A 16963-nucleotide genomic window follows, 5' to 3' on the forward strand; every position below is an offset into this window, starting at 1 on the left:
CTTCCCGGGGCACGGTGTGTGTCTGATGCACCGGACGCCGCACACAGCGGCCGGAGCAGGTCTGGCTTTCCCGCCGATCGGTCAGTCGGCGGCAGCGGCGGGCACGGGGACCTCAGGGGTCTCGCCGGGCCCGCAGTCGCTTACGGGCGGCCGATGTTCGCGGAGCTCCGCGATGGCGGCCTCAAAGTCTTCGAGTGAATCGAACGCCCGGTAGACGGACGCGAAGCGCAGGTACGCGACCAGGTCGAGCTCCCGCAACGGGCCGAGGATGGCCAGCCCCACGTCGTGGGTGGTCAGCTCGGCACTGCCGGTGGCGCGCACTGCCTCTTCGACCCACTGGCCGAGTTTGGCCAGGGCGTCCTCGGTGACCGGCCGCCCCTGGCAGGCTTTGCGCACGCCGGAGATGACCTTGGTACGGCTGAAGGGCTCGGTGACCCCGCTGCGTTTGACGACCATCAGCGCGGCGCTCTCCACCGTGGTGAAGCGGCGGGAGCAGTCCGGGCACTGACGGCGCCTGCGGATCGACGTTCCGTCGTCCGTGGTGCGGCTGTCGACCACGCGACTGTCGGGGTGCCTGCAGAAGGGGCAGTGCATGGATCCCAACCCTCCTTCACAGCACGACTGAATGGCCTCGCCGGCCCCGCAAGGGGCCCTTCGAAGCAGCCACCAGCATAGGTGATGACCGAGCGCCCGGCGGACCGGGGACCACAACTTGTGGGCAGCCGAGGCAATCCAACCACTAGATCTGGGGTCTGTGCGTGTTTCGCGCGCCGCGCGTGTCGCGCCTGCCACGCCCGCCGCCCAGGCCAATCGGGGGCGCGACACGCGCGGCTTCACCCCCGCCACCGGACGACCCGACCGCGAAGGATACCGTAATGGCCGGAATTACTGCACGGCCGAAAAGCGGCCCTTCATACACCCGGTCACACGTTCTCGTAAGTCATTCTGCGCTTTTTCACTCGAACGTGTGTTTGGCGCAACCTTTCGAAAGCCACTACCGTTGTGCCAGTCAGGGAGAGAACATCTCGAGAGGGGCCGACGTGACCACCACCGCTGACAGTGCAACCATCACCGCCCAGAACCGCTCCCAGAGCCGACTCGAGCCGGTGCATGCAATGAATGAAGCAGCCACAAATCCCGAGGGTCCCAAGCCCGGACGCTCGCTTCCCGGCCGACCTCCCGGAATCCGCGCGGACAGCTCCGGTCTCACCGATCGGCAACGGCGGGTCATCGAGGTCATCAGGGACTCGGTGCAGCGGCGGGGCTATCCGCCGTCGATGCGCGAGATCGGTCAGGCGGTGGGACTCTCCAGCACCTCTTCCGTGGCCCACCAGCTGATGGCCCTCGAACGTAAGGGCTTCCTGCGCCGCGACCCGCACCGCCCCAGGGCGTACGAGGTGCGGGGCTCGGACCAGCCGAGCACCCAGACCACCGACACGGCCGGCAAGCCCGCCGCGTCGTACGTACCCCTGCTGGGCCGGATCGCGGCCGGCGGCCCGATCCTCGCCGAGGAATCGGTGGAGGATGTCTTCCCCCTCCCCCGCCAGCTCGTGGGTGACGGAGAGCTGTTCGTCCTCAAGGTCGTCGGCGACTCGATGATCGAGGCGGCGATCTGTGACGGCGACTGGGTGACGGTACGCCGCCAGCCCGTCGCGGAGAACGGCGACATCGTGGCCGCGATGCTCGACGGCGAAGCCACGGTGAAGCGGTTCAAGCGCGAGGACGGCCATGTGTGGCTACTGCCGCACAACGCCGCGTACCAGCCGATCCCGGGCGACGAGGCGACCATTCTCGGCAAGGTCGTGGCGGTGCTGCGGCGGGTGTGACACCTCGCCGGTCGATGACCGGGCCCCGGGACCTCTGCGCCGGTCCCGGGGCCCCGCCCTTTCCTGCGCCTTGTCCTGCGGGCTGCAGACGGCCACCACAGCCGGCCGCCACCTACCGCCCGTCGGCTGTGGCCGCAGTGTCGATGGCGGCCAGCGAGCGACGCACCTGATTGCGGTCCGTCGTGAACCAGAAGTCCGGCAGTGAGGCCCGCAGGTAACTGCCATAGCGCGCGTTGGCCAGCCTCGGATCGAGAACGGCCACGACACCGCGATCACCCGTGGCCCGCACGAGACGACCGGCGCCCTGAGCCATCAGCAGCGCCGCGTGCGTGGCCGCGACGGCCATGAATCCGTTGCCGCCGGCCTCCTCGACGGCCTTTTGCCGGGCGCTCATCAAGGGATCGTCGGGGCGGGGGAAGGGAATCCGGTCCATGACGACCAGCTGGCAGCTGGGCCCGGGCACATCGACGCCCTGCCACAGGGACAAGGTCCCGAAGAGGCAGGTCTGCGGGTCGGCGGCGAAGGACTTGATCAGCTCGCCGAGCGTCTCCTCACCCTGGAGCAGGATCGGCATGCCCAGTCTGCCGCGCAGCTCCTCGGCGGCCGCCTGCGCCGCTCGCATGGAGGAGAACAGCCCCAGTGTGCGACCGCCGGACGCCTCGACCAGCTCGGCGAGCTCGTCCATCATGTCGCCCCGCGAGCCCTCTCGCCCCGGGGTGGTCAGGTGCCGGGCGACGTACAGAATGCCCTGCTTCGGATAGTCGAAGGGCGAGCCGACGTCGAGGCCCTTCCATGCCGGAACGTCCTCCCCCTCGGTGCCCTCGGGCGACAGGCCGAGTGAAGCGCCGACGCCGTTGAAACCGCCGCCGAGCTTGAGCGTGGCCGAGGTCAGCACCACGGACCGGTCGCTGAAGAGCTTCTCCCGCAGCAGCCCCGAGACCGAGAGCGGGGCCACCCGCAGAGACGCGCCGTAACGGTCATGACGCTCGCACCAGACGACGTCGTACTCGGAACCGTTGGCGATGCGCTCGGCCACGCCATGGATCGACTCGACGGCGGCGAGGGCCTGCTTACGGACGGCGTCCTCGTCCTGCACGGACTTGTCGCGGGTCGAGCCGAGGGCCGAGATCACGTTGCGGGCCGCGTCACGCAACGCCATCAGGGCGTACCCCAAATCCTCCGGGACCTCCTCGATTCGTCCGGGAAGTGCGAGCTCCATCAGCCGCTCGAAAGACTCCGCAGCCGTCTGGAGGGCGTCGGCGACCTTCTCGTTGACCAGCTTTGCCGCCCGGCGGACAGCTCGGTTGACCTGGCCGGGGCTCAGTTCACCCGTGGCGACCCCGGTCACCCTGGAGACCAGTTCGTGCGCCTCGTCGACGATCAGCACCTCGTGCTGCGGGAGCACCGGGGCGCCCTCGATGGCGTCGATGGCGAGGAGAGCGTGGTTGGTGACGACCACATCGGCCAGCTTGGCCCGCTCGCGAGCCGCCTCCGCGAAGCACTCCGCGCCGTACGCGCACTTCGTCGCGCCGAGGCATTCGCGGGAGGAGACCGAGACCTGGCCCCAGGCGCGGTCGGAGACACCGGGGGTGAGGGCGTCGCGGTCACCCGTTTCGGTCTCGTCCGCCCAGTCCCGCATCCGCAGCAGGTCCTGACCGAGTTTGCTGGTCGGCGCGTGGGCCTCGAACTGGTCGAACAGCCCGTCCTCCGCCTCCTGCGGGACACCCTCGCGGAGGCGGTGCAGGCAGAGGTAGTTCGACCGCCCCTTGAGCATGGCGAACTCGGGACGCCGCCGCAGTAGCGGATGCAGCGCGTCGACCGTGCGCGGAAGATCCCGCTCCACGAGCTGGCGCTGCAGGGCCAGCGTCGCCGTCGCCACCACGACACGCTCGCCGTGCGCCAGGGCCGGCACCAGGTAGCCGAGGGACTTCCCGGTGCCCGTGCCCGCCTGGACGAGCAGGTGGGAATTGTCGTCGATGGCTCCGGCCACGGCCTCGGTCATCGCGACCTGGCCGGGCCGCTCCATGCCGCCGACGGCGGTCACGGCGGCATGGAGGAGCTCGGGGAGTGAGGGCTTCGTCATAGCCCGACCAGCCTACGGGGCCGCACTGACAGCGCGGATCGCACGGATCACACGGATCGCACCCCACGGACGCTTCAGGACAGGTGCAGAGGGTTGGGAACCGTACCGTGCACCGCGGCGTGCGGGCGGCTGGGGCGGTCCCGGTAGCCGTCCAGGTGCAGCCGGTTGCGGTTGAGACACAGCCGCTCGATGCGCGGGGTGAGCAGATCGAAGGTCTCGAAGCGTTCCTTGAGCTCGGGAAAGCGCGTCTGGTGCCGCAGGATTGCAGTCCGTACGAGTGACCAGAATGCGCGCTCCGGAACACCGAGCTGCTCCTCGCACAGCGGCGCCAGATAGCGGAATACCCCGACGAAAAGGCCGGAATGAATGAATTGCGTCAAAAATGCGGGAGGCTCGGTCAGCAGCACCTCACGCACGTCGTCGGGCATGGAGTCGTGCTCCGGCAGGCGCTGCGCACTGACATTCACGTCGTCGACGAAGTCCTTGATGGCGAGGCGCACCGGGACGTCGCGGTCGTCGAAGACGACGATGGCATTCTCGCCGTGGGGTGAGAAGACCGTGCCGTAGCGATACAGGAAATGCAGCAGGGGCGGCAGGAGGGCGGCGAAGAGGCGGCTCAGCCACGCATCGGGCCGCAGCCCGGAGCGGGTGACGAGTTCCGCGGTGAAGGCGCGTCCCTCGGGATCCGTGTGCAGCAGGGAGGCCAGCGTGCGGGCGCGCTCGCCGGGGGCGAGCCTGCCGGTGAGGGGTTCGCGCCAGATCGCGCCGAGCAGTTCCTTGTACTGGTACGGAACTTCCGGCAGGCCGTCGTAAAGGGGGTGCTCGACGGCGACGGAGGCGACCTCGCCGAGCAGGATCACTCCGCATTCGTCCCGCAGGAAGGGGTCGGCGTCGCGCAAGCCGTGCACCCAGTCGGTGACCGCGGGCGCCGCCAGGGTGCGCTCAGTGGGCAGCCCGCGCCAGACAAGCGTGTTGAGAACGGCCAGCGGCAGTTTCACGGTGTGCCGGTCGGGACGGCTCGTATTGAGGAAGGTACGGACGGACTGCTGCGGCAGCCGCAGGTCGTCGTCGCTGGGGAGGGGCACGATGGCGCCCCGGGCGACGGCGGGCGCGAACAGCGGCAGCAGTACCTCGTCCCACTGCCAGGGGTGCACGGGCAGGTAGAGGTACTGCTCGGGATCCAGGCCGCGGGCGCGCAGTACGGCGGCGAACGACTCGCGTGTGGATACGTCGAGTTCGCGTGCGTACAGGCGCTCGGGCGTGGCCAGTATGGACACGCCGCGGTACTGCGCGAGGTCGGTGCTGACCGCGATCCACGGGAGCCTGACCGGAGTGCGGGCTTCCGGGGCCCAGTGCGCAGTGTCGGTGGCCGAGAACCCGAGGCGGCCCTTGTTGAGGACGAGCCAGGGGTGGCCCGCCTGGTGGCCTTCGAGCTCCGCGTATCCGAGGTCGGCGAGGCGGGCGGCGGACAGGGCCGTGTGGTCGAGGCGGGCGTCCGCGGCGAGGGTCGCGCTCAGCTCGCGGATGAGGTGGCCGAGGGTGGCGCCTTCGAGTGCGAGGAGGCGGCGGGCGCGCACGAGGAAGGCCAGTGGGTCGCCGAAGGGGTGGCTTTCGTCGCCGGCGTCGGGGGCGCGGAGCTCGATCGTCTCGGGGGCAACCTGCCAGCTGCCGTACGCGCCGCGCCTGGCCCGGAAACTGAGGGCGCCGCCGTCGTCGAGTACGAGGGTGTGACCGCCTCCCGGCTGCGGCACGGGCTCGATGATCTCCTCGTACGCGAACTCACCGAGCATCTTCGCGAGGAGACGACGGGCGGCACGGTCCCAGCAGGCGGGGTTCAGCTCCGGCGGCGTGAGCAGGGGAAGCGGGTCCTCGAAGTCATGGGCGACGGGCTTCGGCACGGGCACTCCTCGGGGTGGAACCGATTCGGGGCGAGCGGGGTATGAGGCGGAGCGAGTCGTTCACAGCAGATTGCGCAGCGCGCGGTCGCGCACCATGAGAGCTGCCCGCTTGTCGGGAAGGTCGACCTCCGCGCAGAAGCGGAATCCGGCTCCCAGGAAGGCGGAGACGGAAGGGGTGTTGCGCAGGTCGGGTTCGGCGACGACCCGGGCGCAGGACGGACGGTTGTGGAGGACCAGGTCACCGACGGCTCGCAGCAGCGTCGTGCCGAGGCCGCGCCCCCGGTCGGCCACGCCGCCGACGAGCAGATGGACACCGGTGTCGTGCGGGCGGGCCGGGTAGTGGCGGGCCAGCGGGTCGAGGTCCGCGCGGTAGAGCTCCCAGTAGCTCATGGGTACGCCGTCCAGCACGCCGAGGCAGGGTGCGCTGCGCCCGTCGCCATCGAGCTGGGTGCGCAGGTGGTGGCCGGTGACCTCCTCATGGCCCGCCAGTTCCCAGAACGCGGCTACGGCCGGATCGTTCATCCAGCGGCTGATGAGCGGCAGGTCCCGCTCGATGCGGACCGGGACGAGCCGGAAGACACCGGCCGAGGTGGTGACGGGACCCCATCCGGCGGGGGCGTCGAGGAGATCGTCGCCGATGGGCCGGGGCTCGGTCACCGGCCCGTCGTCGCCGAACAGCGCGACGAGTTCGTCCGGCAGCCGCAGGTCCAGGGTGTCCTCGGTGCTGGATCCGGCGCGGGGAGCGGGGTTGGTTCCTGCGTCGGTGCTCGCATCGGTGGGAGGCACAACGACGCTCCTCTCAGCAGTTCGGGAAGGGGCGAGTTCTCTCAGGTGCGCAGGGGGTTGGCGATGGTGACGTACACGGACTGGGTGTCGACCGGGCCCACCAGTTCGTCGAGTCCGTGCAGCCGGGTGAGCAGGTTGGCCTTGCAGCGGAGGGTGGGGTTCGCCAGGAGTTGCGCGGGCAGCGGTGAGCCCAGTGAGGCGCTCCTGCCGAGAAACTGGCGGAAGGCGGCGATCAGGACGCGCTCGTCGGCGAGCCGCTGGGCTCCGAACGCCCCGATCAGACCAAGGACGTTGTTGATGCCGAGGTAGTAGGCGAAGCGCTCGTCGGTGACGGCGTCGGTGACGAAGGTGTCGCTGGTGGCGCCGATGCCGGGCAGCCGTCGTTCGAGACGGTCGCGGTGGGATTCCCGGAAGTAGTAGCCCTGGTTGTCGCGGTAGCGGCCACCGACGGGCCAGCCTTCCCGGCTCAGGAGGACCAGGGTGTTCTGCTGATGTGCTTCGAGCGCCACCCCGGCCGTACCGTCCAGCCAGAGAACAGGGCGTACTACGTGGTCTAGGTAGCGCAGGAACCACTCGGTGGCGACCGCGCCCGTCGGCCGGCCGGTCCGTGCGGCGAGGCGGGCGACGACGTCGGCGAGGCGGGAGTGCATGTCGGTGCGGCCGGGCCAGGGTCGCAGGGCGGTGAGTCCCGCGATACAGACGGCGTCGTCGCCAGGTCCGAACGGGTTGTGCCGCACCATCACGTCGAGCCCCTGGACCGGCCCAGCATCCAGCTCGCCGTCCGGGGCGTCGACGCCGAGCCAGGCGGGGTCGCGGACGATGTCGAAGCCGGGGTGCGCGGATTGCCATTCCTCGGCCAGTCCGGCGCGCAGCAGCCGGTGCACCTCGACGCCCCGGTGGAGCTCCTTGCGCAGGTTCTCGCGACGGGAGTTGGTGATGCGTACGCCGAGGGAGAGCTTGAGCATCGCGGGGGCGCCGGGGCGGTGCACTGTACGGACCGAGGAGGTGGGGTGCCAGGGGGCGCCGTGGGGGCCGAGGTCGCGCAGGAGACCTTGGGCCAGGAGCGCCGCGACGACCGGCCGGTGCCTGAGCTCGCGCGCTTGCCAGGGGTGCAGGGGCAGCGGGACGGTGTCGTCGGGGACCCGCAGGCCGTCGGCCAGCCGGCGCATGAGCTGCTCGACGGCGACGGTGCGGCCGCGCTCGGTCCAGGCGGAGTCCGCGGCCAGGACCGACCGGTGGACGGCGAACCAGTGCAGCGGGAAGCAGCCGTGCAACTCGGGCGAGTACAGGCGTGCTTCGGACTCGGAGAGGCCCTCGCGGCTCTTGGGCGTGGGATGCAGCGGATGGCCGAGAAGCAGGGACTGTTCCGCGCTGAGGAACAGGTCCGCGTCCTTGGCGGGGCCCGGGCTTCGGCGCCGGTCGGCGATGAAGTCCGCGGTGTGCCGCACCGAGTCGGCGACCCGGCCCACCAGGTCCGCTCCCTCCTGCCGACCGGCCTCGCGGCCGAGGAGCGCGGCGACGGTGACCGCGTCGGCGGACGGTGCGCCTGACGGCGTGCCTTCGAGTGCGGGCAGGCCGAATCGGTGCCATCCGGTGGGCGACCAGTAGCGGACGGGGACGAGCAGAGCAGCGGCGCTCGCATCGAAGGGGACGCGCAGGGTCGGCCGCGACGGCTCGGCGAGGTCGTTCTCCCTGACCCAGCAGCGCAGCAGGTTCTCGATGGCCGCCGCTTCCGCGGCCGCTTGCGGATCGGCAGCGTCGAGCGGGTCCGGGACCTGCGGAAGTGCGCCGGTCTCGCCCGTGCGCACCTCCCCGCGGGCACCCTCCTTCTGCCGGGGCACCTTGGCCTCGTGCACCACGAGACGGCCGTGCGTACCGCCCTGGCCTCGGTCGTCGACGATGGGGCCCTCTTCGGCCTCGGACGCATCGGATGCGGGAGTGGGGTTCACGGGTCTTCCTTGTGACGTCGGCCGGGGTCAGTGCGACTGCCCGGTCTGTTGCCGGTGGTACGGGGAGCGCTCGGCGGCCGAGAGGGCGTCGGCGAGACGGTCGAGGACCGCGGTGGCCTGCTCGTCGGTGAGGGTGAGTGGAGGCAGCAGACGTACGACACCGGAGTGCCGGCCGCCGAGTTCGACGATGAGCCCGCGTTCGAGGCACTCCCGCTGGACGGCGGCCGCGAGGGCGGGTGCGGCCGGCGGGGCGCCCGCGGGCGTACGGGCCTCGGTGTCGGGGTCGACTAGTTCGACGCCGATCATCAGGCCCCTGCCGCGTACGTCCCCGATGCAGGGGTGATCGGCGGCCAGCCCCTGCAACTGGCCCAGCATGCGGGCCCCGAGCACGCCCGCGCGCTCGGCCAGCCCGTTCTGTCGTACGTAGGCCATGGTGGCGGCGCCGGCGGCCATGGCGAGCTGATTCCCGCGGAAGGTGCCCGCGTGGGCGCCGGGCTCCCAGGCGTCGAGATCGGCCCGGTAGACGACCACGGCCAGCGGGAGACTGCCGCCGATGGCCTTCGACATGACCATCACATCGGGCACGACGCCACTGTGCTCGACGGCCCAGAAGGTGCCCGTCCTGCCGACCCCGGTCTGCACTTCGTCGGCGATCAGCGGGATGGCGCGGTCGGCAGTGATCTGGCGCATGCGCCGCATCCAGTCGTCGGGGGCGGGGATCACACCGCCCTCCCCCTGCACCGGTTCGAGGATCATCCCGGCCGGGGCGGGCACCCCGCCCTTGGGGTCGTCGAGGAGGCTCTCGGTCCACCGCGCGGAGAGTTCCGCGCCGCGTTCGCCACCGACTCCGAAGGGACACCGGTAGTCGTACGGGTAGGGCAGGCGGGTCACCCGTACGTCCTGGGCGCCTCCTGAGGCGTCCAGGGCGCCCGCCGTCATGCCGTGGTAGGCCCCGGTGAACGCCAGCAGCCCGCTGCGTCCGGTGGCGGTGCGCACGAGCTTGAGGGCTGCCTCGACCGCGTCCGTCCCCGCGGGTCCGCAGAACTGAACCCGTGCGTTGTCGGCGAGACCGGGCGGCAGCGTCGCGAACAGCTCGGTGGTGAACGCGTCCTTGACGGGGGTCGCGAGGTCCAGGACGTGCAGGGGAGCACCGGAATCGAGGACCTTCTTGATCGCTTCCAGCACCACGGGGTGGTTGTGCCCGAGAGCCAGTGTGCCGGCGCCCGACAGACAGTCCAGGTAGCGGCGTCCGTCCGCTCCCTCGATCGTCACCCCTCGCGCGCGCACGGGAACGATCGGCAGCGAGCGCGCGTACGTGCGGGCCGCCGATTCGCGCAGCGCCTGGCGCCGCAGGATGCCCTCGTGCGCGGCGGGCAGTACCGCGGCGGCAGGTTCGGTCACGGCCACGTCTGTCGGTCCTCCCGCAGTGAACGCTGAACACCGGTCGTGTGTCCCCCGTACGTACCAACGACGGTGAGAGCGAGGGATCACGGGCGGGCGCAAGATCCTTACGCCGCACCGCGGTACGTCGGGGAACCGCGGCCCTGCCGCTCACCGTCCCCATCGGCACCGGCATAGTGAGGTCCGCGCCTCGGCCGGGGCTCCGCTGCCCGGGCGGGCAGCGCGTAACCAGAGTCACGCGTAACCAGAGTCAGTTGACAACGACGTTTCGAAGTCCCAGGGGGATCACGACATGCGACCCATTCGCCCAGCCTTCACAGCACGTGGTGGGAGGAGAGCGCGTCGCCGAACCTCCCCTGCGATGGCCGCCGTCGGCATGGCCGCCGCCCTCGCCCTGACCGCGACCGCCTGCGGTCCGAGCGAGGACAACGCGGGTGGCGAACCGAGCTCGCCCGCCGCGCAGACCGACGACGGCAAGATCGTCATACCGGACGATCTGAAGGACCGGCTCAAGGAGCACGGCGTCGACCTGGATCAGTGGAAGGGCGGCGCGTGGAAGGACTGGAGCAGGGACGACTGGCTGCGTGAGGCCGAGGACTACATCAACCCGATCATCGAGGACCTCTGGGACGCGGACCGGATGCGGGACGCGGAGCAGCCCGACAGGCCGGTGGACAACGACATCCCGGGCGACGGAGGGGTGACGGACCCGACGCCGGCGCCCGTCCGTGCGCAGCCCGTGCGGACGCCGTACAGCGCCAGCACGCCCGAGGCCGGGAAACTGTTCTTCGACGGGCCCGAGGGTTCGATGGTCTGCTCGGCCACCGTGGTCAAGGACCCCGCGCACCCGGGCAAGTCCAACATGGTGTGGACCGCGGGTCACTGCGTGCACGCCGGAAAGCGCGGCGGCTGGTACCGGAACATCGCCTTCGTTCCGTCCTACAACGACACCGGGAGGTCGGCCGCCGAGCTCGAGGCCTCACCCAAGAACGAGCAGGAGATCACCCCGCACGGCGTGTGGTGGGGCGACTGGGCGCAGACCTCGCAGCAATGGATCGCCGAGGGCGGTCCGACCGGCGGCCAGGGTGCTCCGTACGACTTCGCGGTGCTGCACGTCACCCCGGAGGACGGCGACGGCAAGTCGCTGGAGGAGACAGTCGGTTCGGCGCTGCCGGTGGAGTTCGGCGCTCCCGCCGCGCCCGAGATCGCGAGGATGACGGCGACGGGTTACCCGGCGGCGACCCCCTTCGACGGCCAGAAGGAGTTCCAGTGCGCCGACAAGCCGGGGCGGCTGTCCATCAAGGCCGCTGACCCGACGATGTACCGCATCGGCTGCACCATGACCGGTGGTTCCTCCGGTGGTGGCTGGGCGGCGCTCGGCCGGGACGGCAAGCCGGCGCTGGTCTCCAACACGTCGATCGGCCCGGTGACGGCGGGCTGGCTGGCCGGTCCCCGGCTGGGCAAGGAGGCCAAGGGGCTTTACGACTCGGTCAGCGACAAGTTCGCCGGCCGGTAGAAACCCGGCACAGCCCGAAGGCCCGCCCCGTGACGGGGCGGGCCTTCGGGCTGTGCGCTCTCCGTACGCCCCGGGGTCAGCGGGTGGCCGGCACGAACGGGGCGAGTTCCGCCGCCAGTTCCTGGTGCACACGGACCTTGATCAGCGTGCCGTCCGCGGTGTGTTCCTCGGAGATCATCTCGCCGTCGGCATGGGCCCGCGAGACCAGCCCACCGTGGGTGTACGGCACGAGTGCCTCGATCTCGACCTCCGGGTGCGGCAGTTCGGCGTCGATGAGCGCCAGCAGCTCCGCCATGCCCGCGCCCGTACGGGCCGACACCGCGATCGCGTGCCGCTCGATGCGCAGCAGTCGCTGCAGCACGACCGGATCCGCCGCGTCCGCCTTGTTGATCACCACGATCTCGGGCACGTTGACCGCGCCGACCTCTCGGATCACTTCGCGTACGGCCGCGAGCTGCTCCTCCGGGGCCGGGTGCGCGCCGTCGACCACGTGGAGGATGAGGTCGCTATCGCCGACCTCCTCCATCGTGGAGCGGAACGCCTCGACAAGGTGGTGCGGCAGGTGCCGGACGAACCCGACCGTGTCGGCCAGAGTGTAGACCCGGCCCGACGGGGTCTCGGCGCGGCGCACGGTCGGGTCCAGGGTGGCGAACAGGGCGTTCTCCACCAGCACTCCCGCGCCGGTGAGGCGGTTGAGCAGCGAGGACTTGCCCGCGTTGGTGTATCCGGCGATCGCCACCGAAGGCACCTTGTTGCGCTTGCGTTCCTGGCGCTTGATGTCGCGCCCGGTCTTCATCTCCGCGATCTCCCGGCGCATCTTCGCCATCTTCTCGCGGATCCGCCGCCGGTCCGTCTCGATCTTGGTCTCACCGGGACCACGGGTGGCCATGCCGCCACCGCCGGACCCGCCGCCGCCCATCTGCCGGGACAGCGACTGACCCCAGCCGCGCAGCCTCGGCAGCATGTACTGCATCTGCGCGAGCGCGACCTGCGCCTTGCCCTCCCGGGACTTGGCGTGCTGGGCGAAGATGTCCAGAATCAGAGCGGTCCGGTCGACGACCTTGACCTTGACGACGTCTTCGAGGTGAATGAGCTGGCCGGGGCTGAGCTCACCGTCGCAGACGACCGTGTCGGCGCCGGTTTCGAGCACGATGTCCCGCAGCTCCAGCGCCTTGCCCGAGCCGATGTACGTCGCCGGGTCCGGCTTGTCGCGGCGCTGTACGACGCCGTCGAGCACCAGGGCACCCGCGGTCTCTGCGAGCGCCGCCAGTTCCGCCAGCGAGTTCTCGGCATCGAGCACAGACCCGGTGGTCCAGACGCCGACCAGTACCACGCGCTCCAGGCGCAGCTGCCGGTACTCGACCTCGGTGACGTCTTCGAGTTCGGTGGAGAGGCCGGCCACGCGCCGCAGAGCCGCGCGCTCCGCGCGTTCGTATTGGTCGCCGTCGCGCTCCCCGTCGACTTCGCGGCTCCAGGTGACGTCCTCTTCCATCAGGGCATCGGCCCGAAGGCTCTCGGTCAGGTTCTCCGTGAAGCTCTGCGCGTCCTTGGAAGCGGAAGAAGAAGAGAAGGTCATTGGATCCTTACGTCGAGAGGAAGAGCCGACGGAAATGTCGGCTACAGCGGCTACAACGCGTGAGTCCCCTGGAAGATTCCCCGAAGCCTCCGCGCCGACGCATTGATAGTGGCACGGAGGCCGCTGACCCGTCACTCGTGTTTATGCCCCCTTGGGCACCTGTGTGCTCCGCCAGTCCGGGTGCCCCGGCATGGCCGGCGTCTTCTTCTCGTAGAGCCAGCCCTGGAAGAAGGCGGACAGGTCCCGCCCCGCCACCTCGGAAGCCAGCGCGGTGAAGTCGGCGGTCGTCGCGGTGCCGTCCCGGTGGGTGCTCACCCAGATCCGCTCCAGCCGCCCGAACGCCTCCTCGCCGATCTCCTGACGCAGCGCGTACAGCACCAGCGCGCTGCCGTCGTAGACGACCGGCCTGAAAAGGCTCAGGTTCTGTCCCGGCTCGGGGCCGCGAGGGACGGCCGGCGGACCCCCCTGGGCGCGCCACCCGTCCGACATCTTGTACGCCTCGCGCATCCTCGCCTCCAGCGTGCGCTTCGGTTCGAGTTCCTCGGCGTACCGCGCCTCGTACCAGGTGGCGTGGCCTTCGTTGAGCCACAGGTCGGACCAGGACCGAGGCGCGACGCTGTTGCCGAACCACTGGTGCGCCAGCTCGTGGACCATGATCGAGTCGACGTACCAGGCGGGGAGTTCGGTGCGGGTGAACAGCGACTTCTCGAAGAGTGACAGTGTCTGCGTCTCCAGCTCGAACCCGGTCTTCGCGTCGGCGACGAGCAGCCCGTAAGTCTCGAACGGGTAGCGGCCGACCTGCCGCTCCATCCACTCCAGCTGCGCGGGGGTCTTCTTCAGCCACGGTTCGAGCACCTTGCGGTCGGCAGTGGGCACGACGTCGCGAAGCGGAAGGCCGTGCGGTCCCTGGCGGTGCAGCACGGTCGAACGGCCCAGTGAGACCTGGGCGAGCTCGGTCGCCATGGGGTGGTCGCTCCGGTACGTCCAGGTGACGCCGTCCGGGGCGGTCCTGGGTTCGTCCACGGGCAGCCCGTTGGCGACTGCTGTGATGCCCTTCGGCGCGGTGACGCGGAAGGTGAAGAGGGCCTTGTCCGCGGGGTGGTCGTTGCACGGGAAGACGCGGTGCGCGGCGTCGGCCTGGTTGGCCATCGCCAGGCCGTCAGCGGTGCGCACCCAGCCGCCGCCCTGGCCCTTCTTGGGCCTCGGATCGCTGGTGTGGCGGACCGTGACCTGCATCGGCCACCCCCGGCGCACCGGTTCGGCGGGGGTGACGACTAGGTCCTCGCCGGCGGTGGCGAAAGCCGCCTTCTCACCGTTCACCTCGACGGAGCCGACGGTTCCGCGTGTGAAGTCGAGGTTGACGCGCTCCAGCCGGTCGGTCGCGCGGGCGTCGATCTTCGTGACGGCGTCCAGGGGCTTGCTGTTGCTGCCGCCGTACGTGAAGGAGATGTCGTACGCGAGAACGTCGTATCCGGGGTTCCCCAGATGCGGGAAGAGGCGGTCCCCGATGCCGAGCGCCACGGGAGGTTCGGGGGCGGGCACGGTGGCGGCGACGAGGGTGGCCGATGCGGCGGCCAGCAGGGCGGCGCGCAGGCGCGAAGAGAGCAGCATGCCCTACCGCTATCAGCGCCGGCTGCACCCGCCGGGACGGCACGCGACGGCTCCACCCGAAAGAGCGGCGTGTTCGGTCAGGCGGTGGCCGGGTGCTGGGCGCGGCTCACGTCGTACACACCGGGCACTGCCCGCATCGCCCGCATGAGGCCGGGCAGCCCCGCGGCGTCCGGGAGCCGGAGGGTGTAGGTGTGCCGCACCCGTTGCTCGCTCGGGGGCTCGACGGTGGCCGAGACGACCGCCGCGCCCGCGGTGGCGATCGCTTCGGTGAGGTCCGCGAGCAGTTGTGGGCGCCCGAAGGACTCGGCGACCAGCGTGACCCGGCAGCCGCCCCTGGCCAGCCAGCGCACGCCCACCGGTTCCCGTCCGTGTGCCTGCATCCGGCCGACGGCGGGGCACTGCGCGCGGTGCACGGTGACGACGCCGCCGCGCACGGCGAACGCCGTGACGGAGTCCGGCGGCACGGGGGTGCAGCAGCCCGCGAGCCGTACGGTCGCGTCCGGCACGTCCACCACGGCGTTCTCGGCGGCCCTGCGCACCAAGCCGCTCTGGGCGGGGGCCGGCACGGGGGCCTCCTGAACGCCTTGCGGCGGCAGACCTCCGGGGGCGGCCTGGCCCTGTGGATGTTCGGCCAGCCAGCCGTTGATGGCGATGCGGGCGGCCGGCGTACGGACGTGGTCGAGCCATTCGGGAGAAGGGCCTGAGCCGATGTCGTGCGCAAGGAGCAGCTGCACGGTGTCGCCGTCGCCGAGCGCCGTGCTCAGGGTCGCGAGACGCCCGTTGACCCGCGCGCCGACACAGCGGTGCGCCGCCTCGCCGTGCTGGGCGTACGCCGCGTCCACACAGCTCGCTCCAGCCGGCAGGCCCAGCGCCTCGCCGTCCGGGTCGAACACGGTGATCTCACGGTCCTGTGCGAGATCCGCGCGCAGCGACGTCCAGAAGGTGTCGGGGTCTGGCGTGGACTCCTGCCATTGCAGCAGCCGGGAGAGCCAGCCGGGCCTGGTCGGGTCGGCGCGCTCCCCCTCGACCGCGGGCTCCGCCCCGTCGGTGGGGGCGTACGGGTTGCCCAGCGCGACGACGCCCGCCTCCGCCACCTTGTGCATCCGGTGTGTACGGATGAGGATTTCGGCCACCTCCGCGCCAGGGCTCGCGACAGCGGTGTGCAGCGACTGGTAGAGGTTGAATTTCGGCGCGGCGATGAAGTCCTTGAACTCCGAGATCACCGGCGTGAAACACGTGTGCAGCTCGCCCAGTACCCCGTAGCAGTCGGCGTCCTCCGAGACCAGCACGAGCAGGCGCCCGAAGTCGCTACCGCGCAGTTCGCCGCGCTTGAGCCTAACCCGGTGCACCGACACGAAGTGCCGCGGCCGCACCAGCACTTCGGCTGCCAGGCCGGCTTCCCGCAGCACCTTCCTGACGTCCTCCGCGATGGCCCCCAGGGGGTCTCCCGCGGTGGCGTCGGCGGCGATGAGGGCGCGCGTGCGCTCGTACTCCTCGGGGTGCAGGATCGCGAAGACGAGATCCTCAAGCTCCGTCTTGAGGGCCTGCACGCCGAGCCGTTCGGCGAGCGGGATCAGCACGTCCCGGGTGACTCGCGCGATGCGGGCCTGCTTCTCGGGGCGCATCACGGTGAGGGTGCGCATGTTGTGCAGCCGGTCGGCGAGCTTGATCGACATGACGCGTACGTCGTTGCCGGTGGCGACGAGCATTTTGCGGAACGTCTCGGGTTCGGCGGCGGCGCCGTAGTCGACCTTTTCGAGTTTGGTCACACCGTCGACGAGGTAGCAGACCTCCTCGCCGAACGCCGTCCGCACCTGCTCGAGCGTCACGTCGGTGTCTTCGACGGTGTCGTGCAGGAGGGCGGCCGTCAAGGTCGTCGTCTCCGCCCCGAGTTCGGCGAGGATCAGCGTCACGGCGAGCGGATGCGTGATGTACGGCTCGCCGCTCTTGCGCATCTGGCCGCGGTGCGACGACTCGGCGAGGACGTACGCCCGGTGCAGGATGGACAGATCCGCGTCGTGATGGTGCGCGCGGTGCGCGTCCGCGACGTGGCCGATCGCGTCGGGCAGCCGGTCGCGGGACGCGGGGCCGAGCAGAGCGACCCGGCCGAGCCTGCGGAGGTCGAGCCTGGTGCGGCCCCGTTTGCGGCTCGCGGCACCTGGGTTGGCAGCACCTGGATCGGCGGCCTCTGCACTCATGGGCACCTCCGGCAGCGTCGACCGGCGGTGGACGGGTCGATCCACGTCCGGGCCGGTGCTTGATGCTACCGAGCCCATCACGCGGTGCAGTCCCGCTCTCGCTCAGCGTGAAACGGATC

11 protein-coding genes are annotated in these 16963 nt (G+C 70.8%); 2 read left to right on the forward strand and 9 right to left on the reverse strand.

From position 1 onward, the window contains the following. Positions 1-81: 81 nt before the first annotated feature. The gene (nrdR, locus tag ACU6WZ_RS05050) at positions 82-594 is read right to left on the reverse strand and encodes a transcriptional regulator NrdR (RefSeq protein WP_447031906.1); all 513 of its coding nucleotides are present in this window, start codon (positions 592-594) and stop codon (positions 82-84) included. 446 nt (positions 595-1040) lie between these two features. On the opposite strand from nrdR, the gene lexA reads away from it, so the two are divergent. Beyond that, positions 1041-1826 carry a transcriptional repressor LexA gene (lexA, locus tag ACU6WZ_RS05055; RefSeq protein WP_447031907.1) on the forward strand — a complete coding sequence of 262 codons (786 nt, stop codon included), beginning with the start codon at positions 1041-1043 and terminating at the stop codon, positions 1824-1826. A 112-nt stretch (positions 1827-1938) separates the two neighbouring features. On the opposite strand, the gene ACU6WZ_RS05060 is transcribed toward lexA, so the two are convergent. The 5 genes from ACU6WZ_RS05060 to ACU6WZ_RS05080 form a co-directional block, all read right to left on the reverse strand. Then, positions 1939-3909, reverse strand: coding sequence for an ATP-dependent DNA helicase (locus ACU6WZ_RS05060; RefSeq protein WP_447031908.1), 1971 nt, complete (start codon positions 3907-3909; stop codon positions 1939-1941). 74 nt (positions 3910-3983) lie between these two features. Beyond that, complete coding sequence (locus ACU6WZ_RS05065) at positions 3984-5807, reverse strand: IucA/IucC family protein (protein ID WP_447031909.1); 1824 nt, start codon at positions 5805-5807, stop codon at positions 3984-3986. Between the two features lie 60 nt (positions 5808-5867). Next, positions 5868-6593 (reverse strand): GNAT family N-acetyltransferase, encoded by a 726-nt coding sequence (locus ACU6WZ_RS05070; RefSeq protein WP_447031910.1) that lies wholly within the window; start codon positions 6591-6593, stop codon positions 5868-5870. Positions 6594-6634: 41 nt separating this feature from the next. Then, positions 6635-8542 carry an IucA/IucC family protein gene (locus ACU6WZ_RS05075; RefSeq protein WP_447031911.1) on the reverse strand — a complete coding sequence of 636 codons (1908 nt, stop codon included), beginning with the start codon at positions 8540-8542 and terminating at the stop codon, positions 6635-6637. Positions 8543-8569: 27 nt separating this feature from the next. Further along, complete coding sequence (locus ACU6WZ_RS05080; protein WP_447031912.1) at positions 8570-9949, reverse strand: diaminobutyrate--2-oxoglutarate transaminase family protein; 1380 nt, start codon at positions 9947-9949, stop codon at positions 8570-8572. 286 nt (positions 9950-10235) lie between these two features. On the opposite strand from ACU6WZ_RS05080, the gene ACU6WZ_RS05085 reads away from it, so the two are divergent. After that, positions 10236-11459, forward strand: a complete 1224-nt coding sequence (locus ACU6WZ_RS05085; protein ID WP_447031913.1) for a trypsin-like serine peptidase — start codon at positions 10236-10238, stop codon at positions 11457-11459. A 76-nt stretch (positions 11460-11535) separates the two neighbouring features. Here ACU6WZ_RS05085 and hflX read toward each other — a convergent pair whose 3' ends face one another. The 3 genes from hflX to ACU6WZ_RS05100 all read right to left on the reverse strand — a co-directional run bounded on the left by hflX (position 11536) and on the right by ACU6WZ_RS05100 (position 16844). Continuing rightward, positions 11536-13035 (reverse strand): GTPase HflX, encoded by a 1500-nt coding sequence (hflX, locus tag ACU6WZ_RS05090; protein ID WP_447031914.1) that lies wholly within the window; start codon positions 13033-13035, stop codon positions 11536-11538. Between the two features lie 141 nt (positions 13036-13176). Continuing rightward, positions 13177-14646: a M1 family metallopeptidase gene (locus tag ACU6WZ_RS05095; protein WP_447031915.1), complete on the reverse strand. Its 1470-nt coding sequence runs from the start codon at positions 14644-14646 to the stop codon at positions 13177-13179. A 77-nt stretch (positions 14647-14723) separates the two neighbouring features. Continuing rightward, on the reverse strand, positions 14724-16844 hold the full coding sequence (locus ACU6WZ_RS05100; protein ID WP_447031916.1) for a RelA/SpoT family protein: 2121 nt from the start codon (positions 16842-16844) through the stop codon (positions 14724-14726). Positions 16845-16963 lie beyond the last annotated feature (119 nt).

The organism is Streptomyces hypolithicus (genome assembly GCF_052934925.1).

Bases quoted from the DNA above. Each gene is read 5' to 3' on its own strand.
- ACU6WZ_RS05085 (WP_447031913.1), top strand. From the start codon at position 10,236: ATGCGACCCATTCGCCCAGCCTTCACAGCACGTGGTGGGAGGAGAGCG.
- ACU6WZ_RS05100 (WP_447031916.1), bottom strand. From the start codon at position 16,844: ATGAGTGCAGAGGCCGCCGATCCAGGTGCTGCCAACCCAGGTGCCGCG.
- nrdR (WP_447031906.1), bottom strand. From the start codon at position 594: ATGCACTGCCCCTTCTGCAGGCACCCCGACAGTCGCGTGGTCGACAGC.
- hflX (WP_447031914.1), bottom strand. From the start codon at position 13,035: ATGACCTTCTCTTCTTCTTCCGCTTCCAAGGACGCGCAGAGCTTCACG.
- ACU6WZ_RS05060 (WP_447031908.1), bottom strand. From the start codon at position 3,909: ATGACGAAGCCCTCACTCCCCGAGCTCCTCCATGCCGCCGTGACCGCC.
- ACU6WZ_RS05095 (WP_447031915.1), bottom strand. From the start codon at position 14,646: ATGCTGCTCTCTTCGCGCCTGCGCGCCGCCCTGCTGGCCGCCGCATCG.